Origin of the sequence: Streptomyces sp. NPDC007991 (genome assembly GCF_042958445.1) — a bacterium.
Lineage (GTDB): Bacteria > Actinomycetota > Actinomycetes > Streptomycetales > Streptomycetaceae > Streptomyces.
The window spans coordinates 45,228-59,624 of the sequence record NZ_JBIBJD010000026.1 but is presented as its reverse complement, the minus strand read 5'-3'; the positions used below and the strand labels follow the sequence as shown (position 1 = coordinate 59,624).

Genomic DNA, 14,397 nt, shown 5'->3' with positions numbered 1-14,397 from the left:
TGGTGTGGGCCATCATCGAGTTGTTGATGAGGTCGCACTGCGGCCGGCCCTGCTTGATCTGCGCCAGCAGCGGGGCGTCGTCCAGGTTGAGCACCCTGACCTGGATGCCGGTCTCCTGCGTGAACGGCGTGTAGATCGCCTTCTGCAGGGCCGCGCCGTAGGAACCGCCGCTGTCACGGACGACCACCGTCTTGCCGCCACCCTTACCCCCTGCCGCAGACGCACGGCTGGTGCCGGTGCCACAGGCGGAGAGGGAGGGAAGAGCGGCGAGGGCGGCGAGGCCGCCGGCTCCGCGCAGGAGCGCTCTACGACCGATCTTGGAATCACTCATGACAAAACTCCTCATCAAGGGACGCGTGGGACCAGCTGTGAGGGGACTGAGGGGGATGCCAACGGCCATGTGAGGGGACCGGTCCGCCCTGTGGCTGCGCACGGGCGGCGGGCCGCGCACCGGAGGTGGCGGTTGCCCGGAGGATGCGTCCGGTGGCGTTGGCGTGACCTCGAACCTGAAGGTGGCGATCACTGTCCGGGAGGGACCTGGGATCGCGTCTAGCGCTATTTCAGGAAACTTCGCGCTAAAAGTGGCAAGAGAATGACACTGCTCCGTGAGGGAGTCAAGGGTCGAATGTCAGTGACATGGCCGGGCTCCGGATGGTGCGTGTGCGGGTCTGGGTCCACCTGGACACCGACCGTCGACCCATCAAGAAAGGGCACCCTTACCTCCCTTCTGCTAACTGTTGACAGCCGACAGAGTGCCATCTACGGTCGTGCTGAACAACCCCTGAGAAGGGACCCTTCGATGAGCGGGCGAGATGGGGCCTTCACTCGTCGGCGTGCGTCCGGCGTCGCGGCGGTCAAGGACCTCGGCGAGGTCACGCGTGCTCCACGGCCCGATGCCCGCACACGGCCCGCACCTCGTCACGCTGTTGCCGGGGCTGCCCCCTCCCCTGGCCAACCCCCGGCATCCGGGCAGCTGCCCCGATTCGTCCCACAGGAGCGACTCCGATGAAGTTCACCCCTTACTGGCTCGACACCGCCCCGCAGGGGCCTGACCGTTCCCGGACCGAGGTGAGCGGTGAGGTGGACGTTGCGGTGGTCGGGGCAGGTCTGACCGGGCTGTCCGCGGCCCTCCATCTCGCCCGGAAGGGAGCGAAGGTCGCGGTCCTGGAGAAGGACACCGTGGCCTTCGGCGCGTCGGGCCGCAACGGCGGCATGGCCACCACGGGACTGTCGATCGGTATCCGTGACGCGATCGCCCGCTATGGCTTCGAGACCGCGAGACGGTATCTCGAGACCTACCACGACGCGGTCGACGGCATCGAGAAGCTGGTGACCGAAGAGGGGATCGACTGCGACTTCGCCCGCTCGGGCAAGCTGGTCCTGGCCTCCAAGCCGGCGCACGTCGACGGCCTGCGCAAGACCCAGGAAGCGTACGACCGCATGGGGCTCGACAAGACGCTCCTGGTGTCCAGGAGCGACATCCACTCGGAGATCGGCTCCGACCTCTTCCACGGCGCGATGACCGACACCAAGAGCGCCGGACTGCACGTCGGCAAGTACACCCGTGGTCTGGGCGAGGCGGCGGCGCGGGCGGGCGCCCAGATCCACGAGAAGGCACCGGTCGAGCGGGTCGGGCGGCTGGGCGGCACCAAGCACGAGGTGGTCACCGCGCGCGGGACCCTCCGGGCCGACCAGGTTCTCGTCGCGACCAGTGGCTACACCGGCCGGCCGTTCCGCTGGCTTCAGGTCAGGATCGCGCCCGTCGGCAGCTTCATCATCGTGACCGAACCCCTGGGCAAGGACCTCTGCGACCAGATCATGCCGACCCGGCGGATGGCGTCGACGTCCCTGAACCTGCTGAACTACTTCCGCGTCACCCCGGACCACCGGTTGCTGTTCGGTGGCCGCGCCCGGTTCGCCATGTCCAACCAGCAGTCGGACGCGAAGAGCGGACGCATCCTGCACAAGGCGATGACCGAGGTCTTCCCCCAGCTCACGAACGCCCGCATCGACTACTGCTGGGGCGGCCTGGTCGACATGAGCATGGACCGGATGGTGCACGCCGGCGAGCAGGACGGGCTGTTCTACTCGGTCGGCTACTCGGGCCACGGCGTCCAGATGGCCACGTACATGGGCCGGCGGATGGCGGACTACATGGACGGGAGGACGGCTGCCAACCCCTGGGGGGACCTGTCCTTCCAGCGGATTCCCGGCCACTTCGGCCCCCCGTGGTTCCTGCCCTTCGCAGGTGCGTACTACAAGTTCAAGGACCGTGTTAAGTAGGCGGAACAGGCGGGGAACGGTGATGGGTCACGACAGCCCGGACGGTCGGAGCGTATCCCGCGGCCCGGGGTTCCTCGCGACGACCGGCATTACGATGATCCGACCGGGCCTGGACGTGCAGAAGAGCCGGCGCAAGCGCGCAGACACAGTCCACCCCCCGTCCCCTCGGCCGACTGAGACCGAGGGGACGGGGGCGAGCGTTCAGGGCGCTGCGCCGCGGACCGTGACCGACGAGAGGGAAGCCCTGTGAGTCAAGAGCCTGCCAGGCCCATCCGCCTGCCTCGCGAGACGTTCGCCTCGATGGTGCTCGACCGCCTCCGGGAGGACATCATCGACGGCACCGTCGCCGCGGGCACACAGCTCAGCGAGGTGGAGCTGGCCAAGAGCTTCGGGGTGAGCCGTGGGCCGATCCGTGAGGCGATCCAGCGGCTGGTCCAGGAAGGGCTGCTCCGCGGCGAGCCCCACCGGAGGGTTTCGGTCCCGGTGCTCACCAAGGAGGACATCGCCGACATCTACCTCGCCCGTACGGCGCTGGAGTCCGCGGCGGTCCAGTCCATCATCGCCTCCGGCAAGTCGGAGGCGGCCTACAAGGACCTCGACAACAACGTCATGGCGGAGGCCGCCGCGGAAGCCTCCGGCGACTGGCAAACGGCGAAGAAGTACGACCTGGAGTTCCACACCATCCTGGTCGCCGCCTCCGGCAGCCAGCGACTCCAGCGCATGTTCAGCACGGTGATCTCCGAAACCCGCCTGTGCATGGAGGCCCTCACCACCGAAGAGGCCCAGCACCAGCTGAACCAGAGCCCCGACGAGGTCAATCACCGCCGGATCAGCGAGCTGATCCGGGACGGCGACACCGCGGGCGCCCTGGCAGCGCTGAGGAAGCACTTCGACGACGCGGTGGCGACCCTGACCAGCCTGGCCTGCAGGGGACAGCAGACGCCGCCCGGGGAGTGAGTGCGTGTGCTGTTCTCATCCGCCGATGCCATCTCTTCCGCCCATGCGGGGACCGCGTCATGGACTCGGCTCAGAAGGCGGTGTAACCGCCGTCCACAGGGAGAACCGCCCCGGTGATGTAGGACGACTCCGGTGAGGCGAGAAAGAGGACCGCGTCCGCTATCTCCTCGGGCGAGGCCAGGCGTTGGAGCGGTATCTGGGCCTCTCGCTCACGTCGGTAGGCCTCGGGATCGGGCCGGCGCTGGAACGACGCCTCGATGACGGGTGTGACGGTCAGGCCCGGAGCGACGACGTTGACGCGGATGCCCCGCGCAGCCCATTCGATGGCCGCGCCCTTGGCCAGCATGATGAGGCCGCCCTTGGCGGCCGAGTACAGCACCTCGTCGGGCTTGCCCACCATGCCGAGCCGTGAGCCGACGCAGACGAACGAGCCGCCCCCCTCGGGCATCAGCGGCGCGAAGTGCTTCATCACCAGGAACGCACTGAGCAGGTTGCTGTGCAGCACGTTCTTCGCGTCCTCGTACGCCGTCTCGGTGAGCGGGCCGCTGACCTGCAGGCCGTGGTTGAGGACGACGATGTCGACGGTCCCCACCGACTCGGCGGCCCGCTCGGCCAGACGTGCCACGAACGCCTCGTCGTTGAGGTCACCGGGGAGGTACACGTCGTCGGGCCGGGCGGTGTCCAGCTCCTGCCTGCGGCCGGTGAGGAGCAGTTGTGCGCCCTCCCGGCGGAAACGGGCACTCACCGCCTCCCCGATTCCGCTACTGGCGCCGGTCACCAGCGCCGTGAGCTTGTCGAGTCTCATGTTCAGTCACTCTTTCCTGGGTCGGGCAAGGGAGTGGGAGGCAGTGTGGCGAGGCCGCTCAGCTGAGGAGCCCCCGGGCCGCGACCGGCCACCGTCGCAGCGTCGCGCCCTGCGAGTCGGTCACGATCAGTTCCTCGAAGTTGTTCACGATCGGGCAGACGTGGTTGGGCACCATCGGGAGAACCGTTCCGACGCCGGGCCGCGGCTCCTCGGGACCCACGGCGAGGAAGCCGTGGTACTCGTTGAGCTTGGACAACACGGCCTTCATGCCGGCGATCTGGCCGTAGCCCTTCTGCGCGTTGCCTTCCCGGCCGAGGGCCTTGGTGCCGATGTCGAGGATGACCTGGCCGGGAACCCGGTCGCTGACCACCGTGGCCGCGACGAACAGCGCGATCTGATCCTCGTCACAGGCGCCGAGGCGGGTGTTGTTCATGTCGCAGAAGACGTATTCACCGGGTCGGATCTCGGTGATCAGGCTGTTGGTGGAGAACGCCACCGTGGGCGTGGAGCCGGCACTGACCACCTCGGCGTTCACGCCGACGCCGGTGAAGCTGCGCACCGCTGTGGCCAGCGCCGTCTCCTGGTCCCGCGCGGCGAGTTCGCGCACGTCGGGGCCGGAGCTGCCGTGCCCCGGGTAGGTGTAGACGCCCACGGGCACCAGCCCACGCTTGCGGGCTGCCAGGGCGAGATCGCCCGCGGTCTCGGGCGGCGCACCCGAACGGCCGGCTCCACAGTCGACCTCCACCACGACCTCGAGCCGTTCCGGCTCGTCGCCCATGGCGTCGGCGAGGGCCTCGATGGCGGCGACGTTGTCGGCCCCCACCCGCAGCCGGGTGGTCCGGGCGAGCGAGCGGATCCGCTCACCCTTGGTTCCCGCAGGCCAGATGGGATAGGCGAGGAAGATGTCGTCGAAGCCCGCCTCGGCGAAGACCTCAGCTTCACCGACGTTGCCGGCGGTGATCCCGACGGCCCCGGCCTCGATCTGGAGCCTGCCGACCTCCACGCACTTGTGCGTCTTGACGTGCGGCCTGAGCTGAAGGTTGTGCTGGACGGCGAAGTCCTGCATGCGGTCGATGTTCTGCCGCATGACGTCGATCAACACGATGGGCGCGGGTGTGTCCACCCGCTCGACCAGCGCGTCGAGTGCTCGTTGAAGCCGGTGCACGCTGCACTCCTCGGATTGACGGTCTGAAGATGAATGGGTGGCGCGCGTCCCGACTCCTCCGGTACCGAACGAGTCGCCCCCGCCGTTCGATGGGGCGCGTCTCTACACCGCCGTGCAGACCATCTGGATCTCGACAGGACTGTTGAGCGGAAGTCCTGCGACACCGATCGCGGTGCGGGCATGCCGCCCGTTCTCGCCGAGCACCTCGATGAGCAGATCACTCGCCGCGTCGGCGACCCGCGACTGCTTCCCGAAATCCGGCGTACTGGCGACGAAGACCAGCATCTGCACGATCCGGACCCGGTCCAGGCCGCCCACCGCCTCCGCGGCGACGGCGAGGCAGTTCACCACCGCATGACGCGCCAGATCCCGCGCCGCCTCCAACTCGACGTCCCGGCCGACGGTGCCCTGCCCCTGCAGCACACCGTCCTTGAACGGCAGTTGCCCGGACACGTACACGCTGGAGCCCAGCGATCGGTGCTCCACGTACTTCGCCCCGTCCCCGACGGGGGGAAGCGTGAAGCCGAGAGCTTCCAGGCGCTCGGTGGCGGTTGCGGATGACGTGCTGGTTGTCACTGGCTCCTCCGTGCGTCCAGGGCGCCTGTATGAGGCGGTTTGATGAGGTGACGGTAGGATGTCGATTGCAAACTGTCAACAGTTGTCTGTTTGCATGGCCAAGAGTATGGTCCCTCGACAACCGGGCGGCTGCCCCGCGATTTCCGAGTGGAGGAACCATGACATTCGAGAACAAGCCGAAGTTCGTAACGTTCGACATGAACGGGACACTGATCAAGTTCAGCATCAACGACGCGATGCGTGAGGTCCTGGGCGACCGGCTGCCCGCCGAGGTCGCCGATGAGTACCTGCGGATCTGCAAGGCGTACCGGATCGACGAGTGCACGGGCGCCTACCAGCCCTTCCACCAGGTCGTCGCGCGCTCCATGGAGCGCGCCTCGCGCAGGGTCGGTCTCGAGTACCGCGAGGACGAAGCGCGGGCGGTGTACGAGCGCGTCCCCACCTGGGGCCCGTACCCCGGCGTCACCGAGGCGCTGAACCGCCTGGCCGAGGAATTCCCGCTGGTCATCATCACGAACAGCGACACCGAGCATGCCGTGCGCCTCGCGGAGAACCTCAAGGCCCCGTTCGAACACGTCATCAGCGCCGAGGAGATGGGCGTCTACAAGCCGCGGCTCGGCGCGTTCGAGTACGCGTTCGACAAGCTCGGCGTGACCCCCGACGAGCTCGTGCACGTCTCCGCGAGCCCGATGTACGACCATCGGTCCGCGGCCGTCCTGGGCATCGAGAACAAGGTGTACGTCGACCGCGGCTTCGAGCACGACGAGCACTGGCTCGGCTACGAGCGCATCACGGACATCGCCGACCTCCCCGTCCTCTTCGGCCTGCCCCGCCCTTGACGGGAAGGAGCATCACCGCCCAACCGTCGAGCGGCATCACGCCATCCGCGACTCAGAGATCACGGCCCGTGACCCACACCCGACCTGCCTCCGTTCGGGTGTGGGTCACGGCACTACATGCCCCCGGTTGCGGAACCGGTGTCTGATCAGCAGCGCATAGCCGATTCCCACGATCAGGTTGTTGATGGCGAGCCGGGAGAAGGTTCCGCCGGGGAACCCCGCGATCCACGGGGAGGCCGCGAGGCAGAGGCCCGTGAGCAGGGCCAGTGCCTCGACGGCTTGCGCCCGTGAGGTCGTCGCGGCGCGCTCGGCCGGCGCGTGGCGCGTGATCCGGGAGGCACTGCCCATCACTCGCTCCCGCACCCCCGACAGCGCGCCGCGGAACCTCCGGGCGCGGCGCCGTGCCATCTGGCGCGGGCGGGCTCGATCAGCCAGGCGGGAGACACGCACCGCTGTCCGCCTCCGAAGATCCGGTGCCTGACTGAGCTCGACTCCGACGGCCGACCGTTTATGACGATCGTTATAGACGGGTGTTACCCTGACTGCCGTCTATAACGACTGTCATAGGAGACGTCATGACGATCATCACCGTGAACGCCCCGGAGGGCCGCCTGAGCCAGGAGCAGCGCCGAAAGCTGGCCGAGACGCTGACGGACGCGGTGCTCGTGCCGGAGGTCGGGCAGTTCGCGCCGGCCGCGCGGGCCGGGTTCCAGGTGCACTTCGTCGAGCGTGCGGCCGACATGATGGCCATCGGCGGACGGCTCCTCGCGGACACCGGCCCGGACGCCGACGTCATGGTGATCGACGTGACGGTGATGGACGGGGACTGGCGGGAGGCTGTCCGGGCCGAGGTCATCGAACGCGTCCTGGCCGCGATGGCCGACGCCTGCGGCCTCCCCGAGCCGTCGCCGGCCTGGTGGGTCACCTTCCGGGTGATCGACGAGGGCAGCTGGGGAACGCGTGGCGGCGTGCTGTCCGTCCTCCCCCTCCTCGACACCGGCGTGTTCACGGAGGAGAAGGCCCAGGCCGTCCGCGCCGCACTGGGCGTATGACCAGGGCCCGTACGCCTTGGCGGGGTCAGCGCTTGATCGCGCCGGCGATGAGCGCCTGCAACTGCTCGGCGGTGTCGTCGAGCGGCCGCGCGCTGCGTTTGGCGCGGCACATGGCGACCGTGCCCTCGACGGCCGCCACGACGAGCGTCGCGAGCTGGGCGGCCTGCTCCGCCTCGGCTCCGTGCTCCCGCAGCGAGGCGGCCAGCAGGGCCTCCCACTGAGCGAACACCTCTGCCGCGGCCGCCACGGCGGGCGGGGTCTCATCCGCCGGGGGCTCCTCGATGGCCACGGCCAGCACGGGGCAACCGGCACGGAAGTCGCTCTCGACGACGATCCCGCGCCACAGGGCGAGGAACGCCCGCAGCCCCTCGACCGGCCCCGACTCCAGCTCCTTGCGCAGGCTGCGGGCGACCCACTCGCCCGTGTACCGGACGGCTTCGGTGGCCAGTTGCTGCTTGCCGTCGGGGAAGTAGTGATAGGTCGAGCCGAGCGGCGCCCTGGCGTGCCTGGCCATCTCCCGGATGCTCGTGGCGCTCAGACCACGCCGGCTGATCATGTCGGCGGCCCCGGCCACGATCCGCTCGCGCGACGGCGTTCTGCGCTCGGCCACCTGTGCACATCCCCTCTGGCTATAACGGCCGTCATAGTCTACCGTGACCTCGCGTTATAACGACTGTCATAAACCGACCGAGGAGCTGCCATGCCGATGATCAGGCTGACCGTGCCGACCGGTGCCCTCACCGACCAGGGGCGCACGACCGTCCAGCGCGACCTGGCCGCCGTGCTGCTGCGCTGGGAGGGCGCGCCGGACACCGCCTTCTTCCGCGCCCAGGCGTGGAGCTACCTCGTCGAACTGCCCGAGGGCGCCCAGACCACCGCCGGGGACGACGCACCGCGCTTCCTGGTGGAGGTCGTCGTCCCGCAGGGCGCCCTGTCCGAGCGCCGCAAGGCGGGGCTGGTCGAGGAGGCGACGAAGACCGTCCTGGACGCCGCCGGCCTCGGCCCGGACGACACGCTGCGGGTGTGGGTGCTGGTGCACGAGCAGCCCGACGGCACCTGGGGCGCGGGCGGCTCCGTCGTCCGGTACGCCGATCTGGTGGCGCTGGCGAAGGGGCAGCGCACCGATGCGTGAACTCACCTACGTCGCCAAGCGCACCGTCGAATGGCGAGAGGCACCCGACCCCAGGATCCAGTCGGCCGGCGAGGCGATCGTCGCGCCGGTGGCCGCCACGCCGTGTGACGTCGACTCCGCCATCCTCGCCGGGCACGGCTTCATCGAGCCGCCCTTCGCCCTCGGCCACGAGTGCGTCGCCCGGGTCGTGGAGACCGGCGACGCCGTCACCGCCGTCGCGCCCGGCGATCTGGTGGTCGTCCCGTGGTCCGTCAACTGCGGCGACTGCGACCGCTGCCGGGCCGGGCTGACCGCGCACTGCACCGCCGTGCCCTACATGGCGATGTACGGCGCGCCGATCGGCGGCACCTGGGGCGGGCTCTTCTCCGACCTGGTCCGCGTGCCCTACGCCGATGCCATGCTCGTCCCCCTGCCCAGCGGCCTCGCCCCGGTCGCGATGGCCTCGGCGAGCGACAACTGGTCCCTGGCCTGGCGCCTGGTCGCGCCCCACCTCAAGGCCCGCCCCGGAGCACGCGTGCTGGTCGTCGCCCGCGGCAGCATCGGCCTCTACGTGTGCGACATCGCCCGCGCGCTCGGCGCCTGCGAGGTGCTCTACGTCGACCCCGCCCCAGAACACCGCGAGCTGGCCCGCGCGTTCGGGGCCGCCACCGCCGAGACGCTGGATGCGGTCCCGCAGGGCTTCGACATCGCCGTGGAGGCCACCGGCCGTGTCGACCAGCTCGGCGGGGCCGTCAAGTGCCTCACCCCGGAGGGGATCTGCGAGAGCGCGGGCAACCACTTCCGGCCCGGCGAGCTGCCCCTGCTCGACATGTACCTCACCGGCGTCACCCTGCGCGTCGCCCGCGACAACGTACGCGCCCACATCCCCGACGCCCTCGCACTCGCCGCCTCCGGCAAGGTCGCCCCCGAACGGGTCGTCTCCCACGTCATCGACTGGGAGGACCTGCCTGCCGCACTGCCGGAGAAACACCTCAAGCCGGTGTTCGTCCGGGCAGATGCCTGACCGCCCCCGGCGAACCGCGCGGGCGTCCGCGGCACTCAGGCAAGGAACTCGGCGAGCAGGCGGTTGAGTTCGGCGGGCCGCTCGGTGGGGATGGAGTGGTGGGAGGCGCCGGGCAGGGTGACGACGCTCGCTCCGGGCAGGAGCCGGCGTGCGGCGGCCGCTGCGCGTGGCACGTCATGAGCCCGGCTGTGTTCGGCCAGGAGCACCAGGGCCGGGACGCTGCAGGCCCTCAACCGCCGGGCGCCGGGGCGTCGCATGGCGACGACCTTCGTCCGCCGGGCGGTGGCGGTGCTGTCCAGGAACGCCCGCCACACCGGGTCCTCGGGAGTGCGGCCGGTCTCCCAGCGGTGGAAGGCCCGCACCCGCTCCACGGTGGGCTTCAGCAGCATCGGCAGCCCGTGCACGAGGTAGCGTGGACTCATGCCGGCGAAGCAGTTGACCGGGTCGAGCAGGGCGAGTCTGCCGAGCCGGTGGGGCGCGTGCAGCGCGTAGTTCAGGGCGATCCAGGCGCCGTAGGAGTGGCCGCACAGGTGCGCCCCGTCCAGGCCCAGCCTGTCGAAGAGCGTGTCGAGCCATGCCACCAGGTCGCCGGCGCCACGCAGGGGCGCCCCGTCGTGCACGCTGCGGCCGATGTCTCCCATCAGGTCGACCGCGTACACCCGGTGGTCGCGGGCCAGAGCTTGGATGGTGGCGAACCAGACCACCGAGGTCGATCCGCCGCCGGGCAGGAGCACGACCGGAACGCCGTCCTCCGGGCCGCAGATCTGGACCCGGGTGCTGCCGTAGGGCGACCGCACGTCAACGCCGCGGACCTCGACGGGCCACTGGCGCAGGACGGCGTCGTACGCCGCGAAGAAGACCGACTCGTCAGCCATGGCCGCTACCCCCGCCTTATGATTACTCGGGCATCGATAATCTCGACCATCGAGATATTACGGGAGTGAACGCGTGGACGACCAGGATCCCGGCCTTCAACTGGTCCATCTCCTGCGAGCCGTCACGGTGGAACTGGACCTTCTCGCTGCCGACTTCGCCGGCCGCGAGGGGCTTCACCCCACGGATGTGCGCGCACTGATCCACCTGCTGGACGCCGGCCGGGAGGGCGTGCGGGCCACCCCGGGGTGGCTCGGAGCGCAGTTGGGGGTGAACTCGGCATCGACCACGGCCGTGGTCGACCGGCTGGAGCGGCTGGGGCTCGTGCGCCGGGAACGGGACACCCGCGACCGCCGGCGGGTGCTGCTGGTCGTCCGGGACGAGGCCGTCGCCCTGGGCTGGTCGTTCTTCGGGCCGCTGATCCACGAGATGGTCGCCCGGATGCGGTCCTTCGACGAGCAGGAGCTGGCCACGGTGCGACGCTTTCTGGTGACCATGCGCGATGTCGCCGCCGCGACACGCCGGGCCCGGCAGGACAGCCCGGGATGAGGCCGCCCCGGTAAGGGCAGTACGTGTACGGGGCCGGGCAACTCCCGTGTCCCGCTGCCGACCTGGGGGGAATGTCATGCGCGATCTCGCGGAGTCGATCGAATCGGTGGAACAGCTCGCCACGGTATGGCGGGTCATGGTGCTCGACCGGGATCCGCGGGCCGACGTCCGCGATCTGCCGGGGATCGCCATTCGCTGGGCCGACTGCCGGTTCGCCTTCTGGAACTGCGTCACGCTCACCGAACCCGGCACCACCGCCGGTCTGCTGAAGCAGCGGCTGGACGAGGTCGCGCAGGTCATGCGCGCGAAGAAGCACCCCGGTTTCCTGTGGGTCTTCGAGGATCTGCTGGACGAGGAGGCACGCGCGGGGCTCGGGCGCGCCGCCGAGCGGGCCGGGCTCGTGCACGCCTTCGCCGGGACGGGCATGGCGGGGGATCTGCTGCCCCTGCCCGAACCCGGCCACCCCGAGCTGACGTTCGTACGCGTGACGACGGACGATCGGCTGCGCGCCTTCGCCGACATCAACTCACGCGCCTACGGCTTCCCGTTGGAGGACGGCCGTGACGGTCTCGGCCGCTCCTCGCTGTGGAAGAGCCAGGTGTACGCCTACCTGGGTGTGCGCGCCGACGGCACCCCGGTGACCTGCGCCGCAACCGTCGAGGCCGACGGCCGCCTCTTCGTGCTGCTCGTCGCGACCGACCCGGCGTGGGAGCGCCGGGGATACGGAGAAGCGGTGACGCGCAAGGCCCTGTACGAGGGTGGCCGGGCCACCGGACTGACCCGGGCGACCTTGCACGCCACCGCCGCCGGAGCGCCCGTGTATCCGCGCATCGGCTTCGCGGCGAACTCCCCGATGCGGTTCTTCGCCCTCAAGGACTGATCAGCCGGTTCTCCAAGGATGCGGATGTCACGCGCGCACCTGCTCGCCGCCCCATGGGCGACCGGAGCCGCCCGTGTCAGTCCAGCCCCCCGCCCACCGTGAACCCGATCACCGTCCCGCCCCCCTCCCGCCTGAACGCGAACGGTGCTCCCCCGTGTGCGAGCGCCACCTCGCGGACGATGGACAGGCCGAGGCCCGAGCCCGGCAGGGAGCGGGCGTCGGCTGCGCGGTAGAAGCGGTCGAAGACGCGGTCGAGGTCCTGGTCGGCGATGCCGGGGCCGCGGTCGAGGACCTCGACGCGGATCGGGCCCGGCCGGGCGGGCCCGGCGACGACGATCTCGATGGGGGCCGTGCCGCCCTGGTCGAACTTCACCGCGTTCTCGACGAGGTTGGACAGCGCCCGGGTCAGCATCCCGGGCCGCCCGTCGGTGGTGGTGTCGCCGCTCGCGCGGAGCAGGATCCGCCGGCCGCTGCGGCGCCGGGCGAGGCCCACCACCTCCTCCGCGATGTCGGCGACGTCCACCCGCTGCGGCGGCTCGGTGTCCGACTGCCCGGCCGCGAGGTCGACGAGCTCGTTGACCAGGTCGGTCAGCTCGCGGGCCTCCTGGCCCAGATCGGCGACCAGTTCCTCACGGGTCCCGGGCGGGAGTTCGTCGATCCGGCGGAGCAGGGAGATGTTCGTCCGCAGGGAGGTCAGGGGCGTACGGAGCTCATGGCCCGCGTCCTGGACCAGACGGCGCTGGTCCTCCTCGGACTGCGCGAGCCGCCCCAGCATGCGGTCGAAGGCCCGGCCCAGCCGGCCCACCTCGTCGTGCCCGGCGACCGGCACCTCGATGCCGAGCCGGCGCGTGCGGGCGACGTCCTCGGCGGCATCGGTCAGGACGACCAGGCGGCGCGTGATCCGCCGGGCCAGCCACCAGCCGAACAGGCCGGCGGCGATCACCACGGCGGCCATCAGCAGCAGCGTCCGCCGCTGCAGCGCCCGCAGCAGGTCCTCGACGTCGCTGAACTCCTGCGCGACCTGCACCGCGCCCCGGCCGCCGCCGAGGGAGACGGTCGCGACGCGGTAGACGTCGTTGCCCACGTCGACGTCCTTGTGCTCGGCCACCCGCCCGGACGTCGCGGCCCCCGCGATCCGCACGTCGGCGCCGGTGACCGGCAGTCCGGGACGGCCCGGGTCGGCGACATGGCCGTCCGGGCCGAGTACCTGCACATCCGTACGGGCGGGCCGGACGAGGTCGTGGCCCGGCGCGGCGGACGAGAAGTCGCCGGGCGTCATGTGGTTCTGCCGCACCTCGTCACGCAGGTCCTGCACGACCTCGTCGAACACGGTCTGCTGGTCCACCCGCACCAGCCGGGCCGCCGCGCTGTACGACAGGATGCCGACCAGGATCGTCACGGCCGCCGTCACCGCCGCGAACGACACCGCGAACGTGGTGCGCAGCGAGACCAGCTTCAGCCGCCTCCCGCTGAAGCGCCCGCGGGGGCGGCCCACTCAGTCCTCCCGCAGCACGTAACCCACGCCGCGCACCGTGTGGATCAGCTGCGGCGCGGCCGGCTCGTCGAGCTTGCGCCGCAGATAGCCGACGTAGACGGCGAGGTTCTTCGAGCCGGGGCCGAAGTCGTAGCCCCAGATGCGGTCGTAGATCGTCGAGTGGTCGAGGACGATGCCCGCGTTGCGGACCAGCAGCTCCAGCAGTTCGAACTCGGTGCGGGTCAGCTCCAGCTCGCGCTCGCCCCGCCAGACCCGGCGCGCCTGCGGATCCATGCGGATGCCGGCCGCCTCGATGAACCGCTCCGGGAGCGACCGGGGCGCCTCGGCCGCCGGGACGCTCGCGGCGCCCACCGGGCTGGTGCGGCGCAGCAGGGCGCGCAGCCGGGCGAAGACCTCCTCCACGTCGAAGGGCTTCACCACGTAGTCGTCGGCACCCGCGTCCAGGCCGGCGATCCGGTCGGCGGTCTCCACGAGGGCGGTCAGCATCAGGATCGGCGTCCGGTCGCCCTCGGCGCGCAGCACGCGGCACACCTGGAGCCCGTCGATGCCCGGCATCATCACGTCCAGGACGAGGACGTCCGGACGGTTGCGGTGGGCCTGCGCCAGCGCCTCGACACCGTCGGCGACCGCCATGACCTGGTAACCCTCCAGGGTCAGGGCGCGTTCCAGGGCGTTGCGGATGGCGCGGTCGTCTTCGGCGAGCAGCACTGTTTGGGACACGCGTCCAGTGTGCCCCGCCGCCGGGACTCCGGGAGGAGATGAGCTGCGCCGGGGCGTCCTTCTTACTG

16 protein-coding genes and 1 pseudogene are annotated in these 14,397 nt (G+C 70.5%); 8 read left to right on the top strand and 9 right to left on the bottom strand.

Annotation, left to right across the window (positions count from 1 at the left end; all coding sequences use genetic code 11):
• A pseudogene (locus ACFZDA_RS41295) lies at positions 1 to 331 on the bottom strand (ABC transporter substrate-binding protein); the annotation flags it as partial.
• A gap of 674 nt (positions 332 to 1,005) precedes the next feature.
• Here ACFZDA_RS41295 and ACFZDA_RS41290 point away from each other — a divergent pair.
• Both ACFZDA_RS41290 and ACFZDA_RS41285 read left to right on the top strand, forming a co-directional pair.
• Positions 1,006 to 2,283 carry an FAD-dependent oxidoreductase gene (locus ACFZDA_RS41290; protein ID WP_391091669.1) on the top strand — a complete coding sequence of 426 codons (1,278 nt, stop codon included), beginning with the start codon at positions 1,006 to 1,008 and terminating at the stop codon, positions 2,281 to 2,283.
• 246 nt (positions 2,284 to 2,529) lie between these two features.
• Positions 2,530 to 3,240, top strand: coding sequence for an FCD domain-containing protein (locus ACFZDA_RS41285; protein WP_391091667.1), 711 nt, complete (start codon positions 2,530 to 2,532; stop codon positions 3,238 to 3,240).
• A 70-nt stretch (positions 3,241 to 3,310) separates the two neighbouring features.
• Here the strand turns inward: ACFZDA_RS41285 and ACFZDA_RS41280 are convergent, their stop codons facing one another.
• The 3 genes from ACFZDA_RS41280 to ACFZDA_RS41270 form a co-directional block, all read right to left on the bottom strand.
• The gene (locus tag ACFZDA_RS41280; protein WP_391091665.1) at positions 3,311 to 4,045 is read right to left on the bottom strand and encodes an SDR family oxidoreductase; all 735 of its coding nucleotides are present in this window, start codon (positions 4,043 to 4,045) and stop codon (positions 3,311 to 3,313) included.
• Between the two features lie 58 nt (positions 4,046 to 4,103).
• The gene (locus ACFZDA_RS41275; RefSeq protein ID WP_391091663.1) at positions 4,104 to 5,210 is read right to left on the bottom strand and encodes an alanine racemase; all 1,107 of its coding nucleotides are present in this window, start codon (positions 5,208 to 5,210) and stop codon (positions 4,104 to 4,106) included.
• A gap of 102 nt (positions 5,211 to 5,312) precedes the next feature.
• Positions 5,313 to 5,786: an Atu1372/SO_1960 family protein gene (locus ACFZDA_RS41270; RefSeq protein WP_391091661.1), complete on the bottom strand. Its 474-nt coding sequence runs from the start codon at positions 5,784 to 5,786 to the stop codon at positions 5,313 to 5,315.
• A gap of 158 nt (positions 5,787 to 5,944) precedes the next feature.
• Here ACFZDA_RS41270 and ACFZDA_RS41265 point away from each other — a divergent pair, with 158 nt between their 5' ends.
• Positions 5,945 to 6,625, top strand: coding sequence for a haloacid dehalogenase type II (locus ACFZDA_RS41265; RefSeq protein WP_391091659.1), 681 nt, complete (start codon positions 5,945 to 5,947; stop codon positions 6,623 to 6,625).
• Between the two features lie 105 nt (positions 6,626 to 6,730).
• Here ACFZDA_RS41265 and ACFZDA_RS41260 read toward each other — a convergent pair whose 3' ends face one another.
• Positions 6,731 to 6,973, bottom strand: coding sequence for an SPW repeat protein (locus tag ACFZDA_RS41260; protein WP_391091657.1), 243 nt, complete (start codon positions 6,971 to 6,973; stop codon positions 6,731 to 6,733).
• A 227-nt stretch (positions 6,974 to 7,200) separates the two neighbouring features.
• Between ACFZDA_RS41260 and ACFZDA_RS41255 the strand changes: the two genes are divergently transcribed.
• Positions 7,201 to 7,677 carry a tautomerase family protein gene (locus tag ACFZDA_RS41255; protein ID WP_391091655.1) on the top strand — a complete coding sequence of 159 codons (477 nt, stop codon included), beginning with the start codon at positions 7,201 to 7,203 and terminating at the stop codon, positions 7,675 to 7,677.
• A 25-nt stretch (positions 7,678 to 7,702) separates the two neighbouring features.
• Here ACFZDA_RS41255 and ACFZDA_RS41250 read toward each other — a convergent pair whose 3' ends face one another.
• Positions 7,703 to 8,287 carry a TetR family transcriptional regulator C-terminal domain-containing protein gene (locus ACFZDA_RS41250; protein ID WP_391091653.1) on the bottom strand — a complete coding sequence of 195 codons (585 nt, stop codon included), beginning with the start codon at positions 8,285 to 8,287 and terminating at the stop codon, positions 7,703 to 7,705.
• Between the two features lie 90 nt (positions 8,288 to 8,377).
• Here ACFZDA_RS41250 and ACFZDA_RS41245 point away from each other — a divergent pair, with 90 nt between their 5' ends.
• Positions 8,378 to 8,809, top strand: coding sequence for a tautomerase family protein (locus ACFZDA_RS41245; protein ID WP_391091651.1), 432 nt, complete (start codon positions 8,378 to 8,380; stop codon positions 8,807 to 8,809).
• On the top strand, positions 8,802 to 9,812 hold the full coding sequence (locus tag ACFZDA_RS41240) for an alcohol dehydrogenase catalytic domain-containing protein (protein ID WP_391091649.1): 1,011 nt from the start codon (positions 8,802 to 8,804) through the stop codon (positions 9,810 to 9,812). Before ACFZDA_RS41245 ends, ACFZDA_RS41240 begins: the two co-directional genes overlap by 8 nt.
• 35 nt (positions 9,813 to 9,847) lie before the next feature.
• Here the strand turns inward: ACFZDA_RS41240 and ACFZDA_RS41235 are convergent, their stop codons facing one another.
• Complete coding sequence (locus ACFZDA_RS41235) at positions 9,848 to 10,687, bottom strand: alpha/beta fold hydrolase (RefSeq protein WP_391091647.1); 840 nt, start codon at positions 10,685 to 10,687, stop codon at positions 9,848 to 9,850.
• Positions 10,688 to 10,760: 73 nt separating this feature from the next.
• Between ACFZDA_RS41235 and ACFZDA_RS41230 the strand changes: the two genes are divergently transcribed.
• Together ACFZDA_RS41230 and ACFZDA_RS41225 are read left to right on the top strand one after the other, a co-directional pair.
• Entirely contained in the window at positions 10,761 to 11,234 is a 474-nt protein-coding gene (locus ACFZDA_RS41230; protein WP_391091645.1) for a MarR family transcriptional regulator, read from the top strand.
• A gap of 76 nt (positions 11,235 to 11,310) precedes the next feature.
• Positions 11,311 to 12,114 carry a GNAT family N-acetyltransferase gene (locus ACFZDA_RS41225; RefSeq protein ID WP_391091643.1) on the top strand — a complete coding sequence of 268 codons (804 nt, stop codon included), beginning with the start codon at positions 11,311 to 11,313 and terminating at the stop codon, positions 12,112 to 12,114.
• 76 nt (positions 12,115 to 12,190) lie between these two features.
• Here the strand turns inward: ACFZDA_RS41225 and ACFZDA_RS41220 are convergent, their stop codons facing one another.
• Together ACFZDA_RS41220 and ACFZDA_RS41215 are read right to left on the bottom strand one after the other, a co-directional pair.
• Positions 12,191 to 13,609: an ATP-binding protein gene (locus ACFZDA_RS41220; RefSeq protein WP_391091641.1), complete on the bottom strand. Its 1,419-nt coding sequence runs from the start codon at positions 13,607 to 13,609 to the stop codon at positions 12,191 to 12,193.
• Positions 13,610 to 14,329, bottom strand: coding sequence for a response regulator (locus ACFZDA_RS41215; RefSeq protein WP_391091639.1), 720 nt, complete (start codon positions 14,327 to 14,329; stop codon positions 13,610 to 13,612).
• Positions 14,330 to 14,397 lie beyond the last annotated feature (68 nt).

Coding starts and splice junctions, on each gene's coding strand:
- ACFZDA_RS41290 (WP_391091669.1), top strand. CDS start 1,006: ATGAAGTTCACCCCTTACTGGCTCGACACCGCCCCGCAGGGGCCTGAC.
- ACFZDA_RS41280 (WP_391091665.1), bottom strand. CDS start 4,045: ATGAGACTCGACAAGCTCACGGCGCTGGTGACCGGCGCCAGTAGCGGA.
- ACFZDA_RS41265 (WP_391091659.1), top strand. CDS start 5,945: ATGACATTCGAGAACAAGCCGAAGTTCGTAACGTTCGACATGAACGGG.
- ACFZDA_RS41260 (WP_391091657.1), bottom strand. CDS start 6,973: ATGGGCAGTGCCTCCCGGATCACGCGCCACGCGCCGGCCGAGCGCGCC.
- ACFZDA_RS41255 (WP_391091655.1), top strand. CDS start 7,201: ATGACGATCATCACCGTGAACGCCCCGGAGGGCCGCCTGAGCCAGGAG.
- ACFZDA_RS41245 (WP_391091651.1), top strand. CDS start 8,378: ATGCCGATGATCAGGCTGACCGTGCCGACCGGTGCCCTCACCGACCAG.
- ACFZDA_RS41240 (WP_391091649.1), top strand. CDS start 8,802: ATGCGTGAACTCACCTACGTCGCCAAGCGCACCGTCGAATGGCGAGAG.
- ACFZDA_RS41235 (WP_391091647.1), bottom strand. CDS start 10,687: ATGGCTGACGAGTCGGTCTTCTTCGCGGCGTACGACGCCGTCCTGCGC.
- ACFZDA_RS41225 (WP_391091643.1), top strand. CDS start 11,311: ATGCGCGATCTCGCGGAGTCGATCGAATCGGTGGAACAGCTCGCCACG.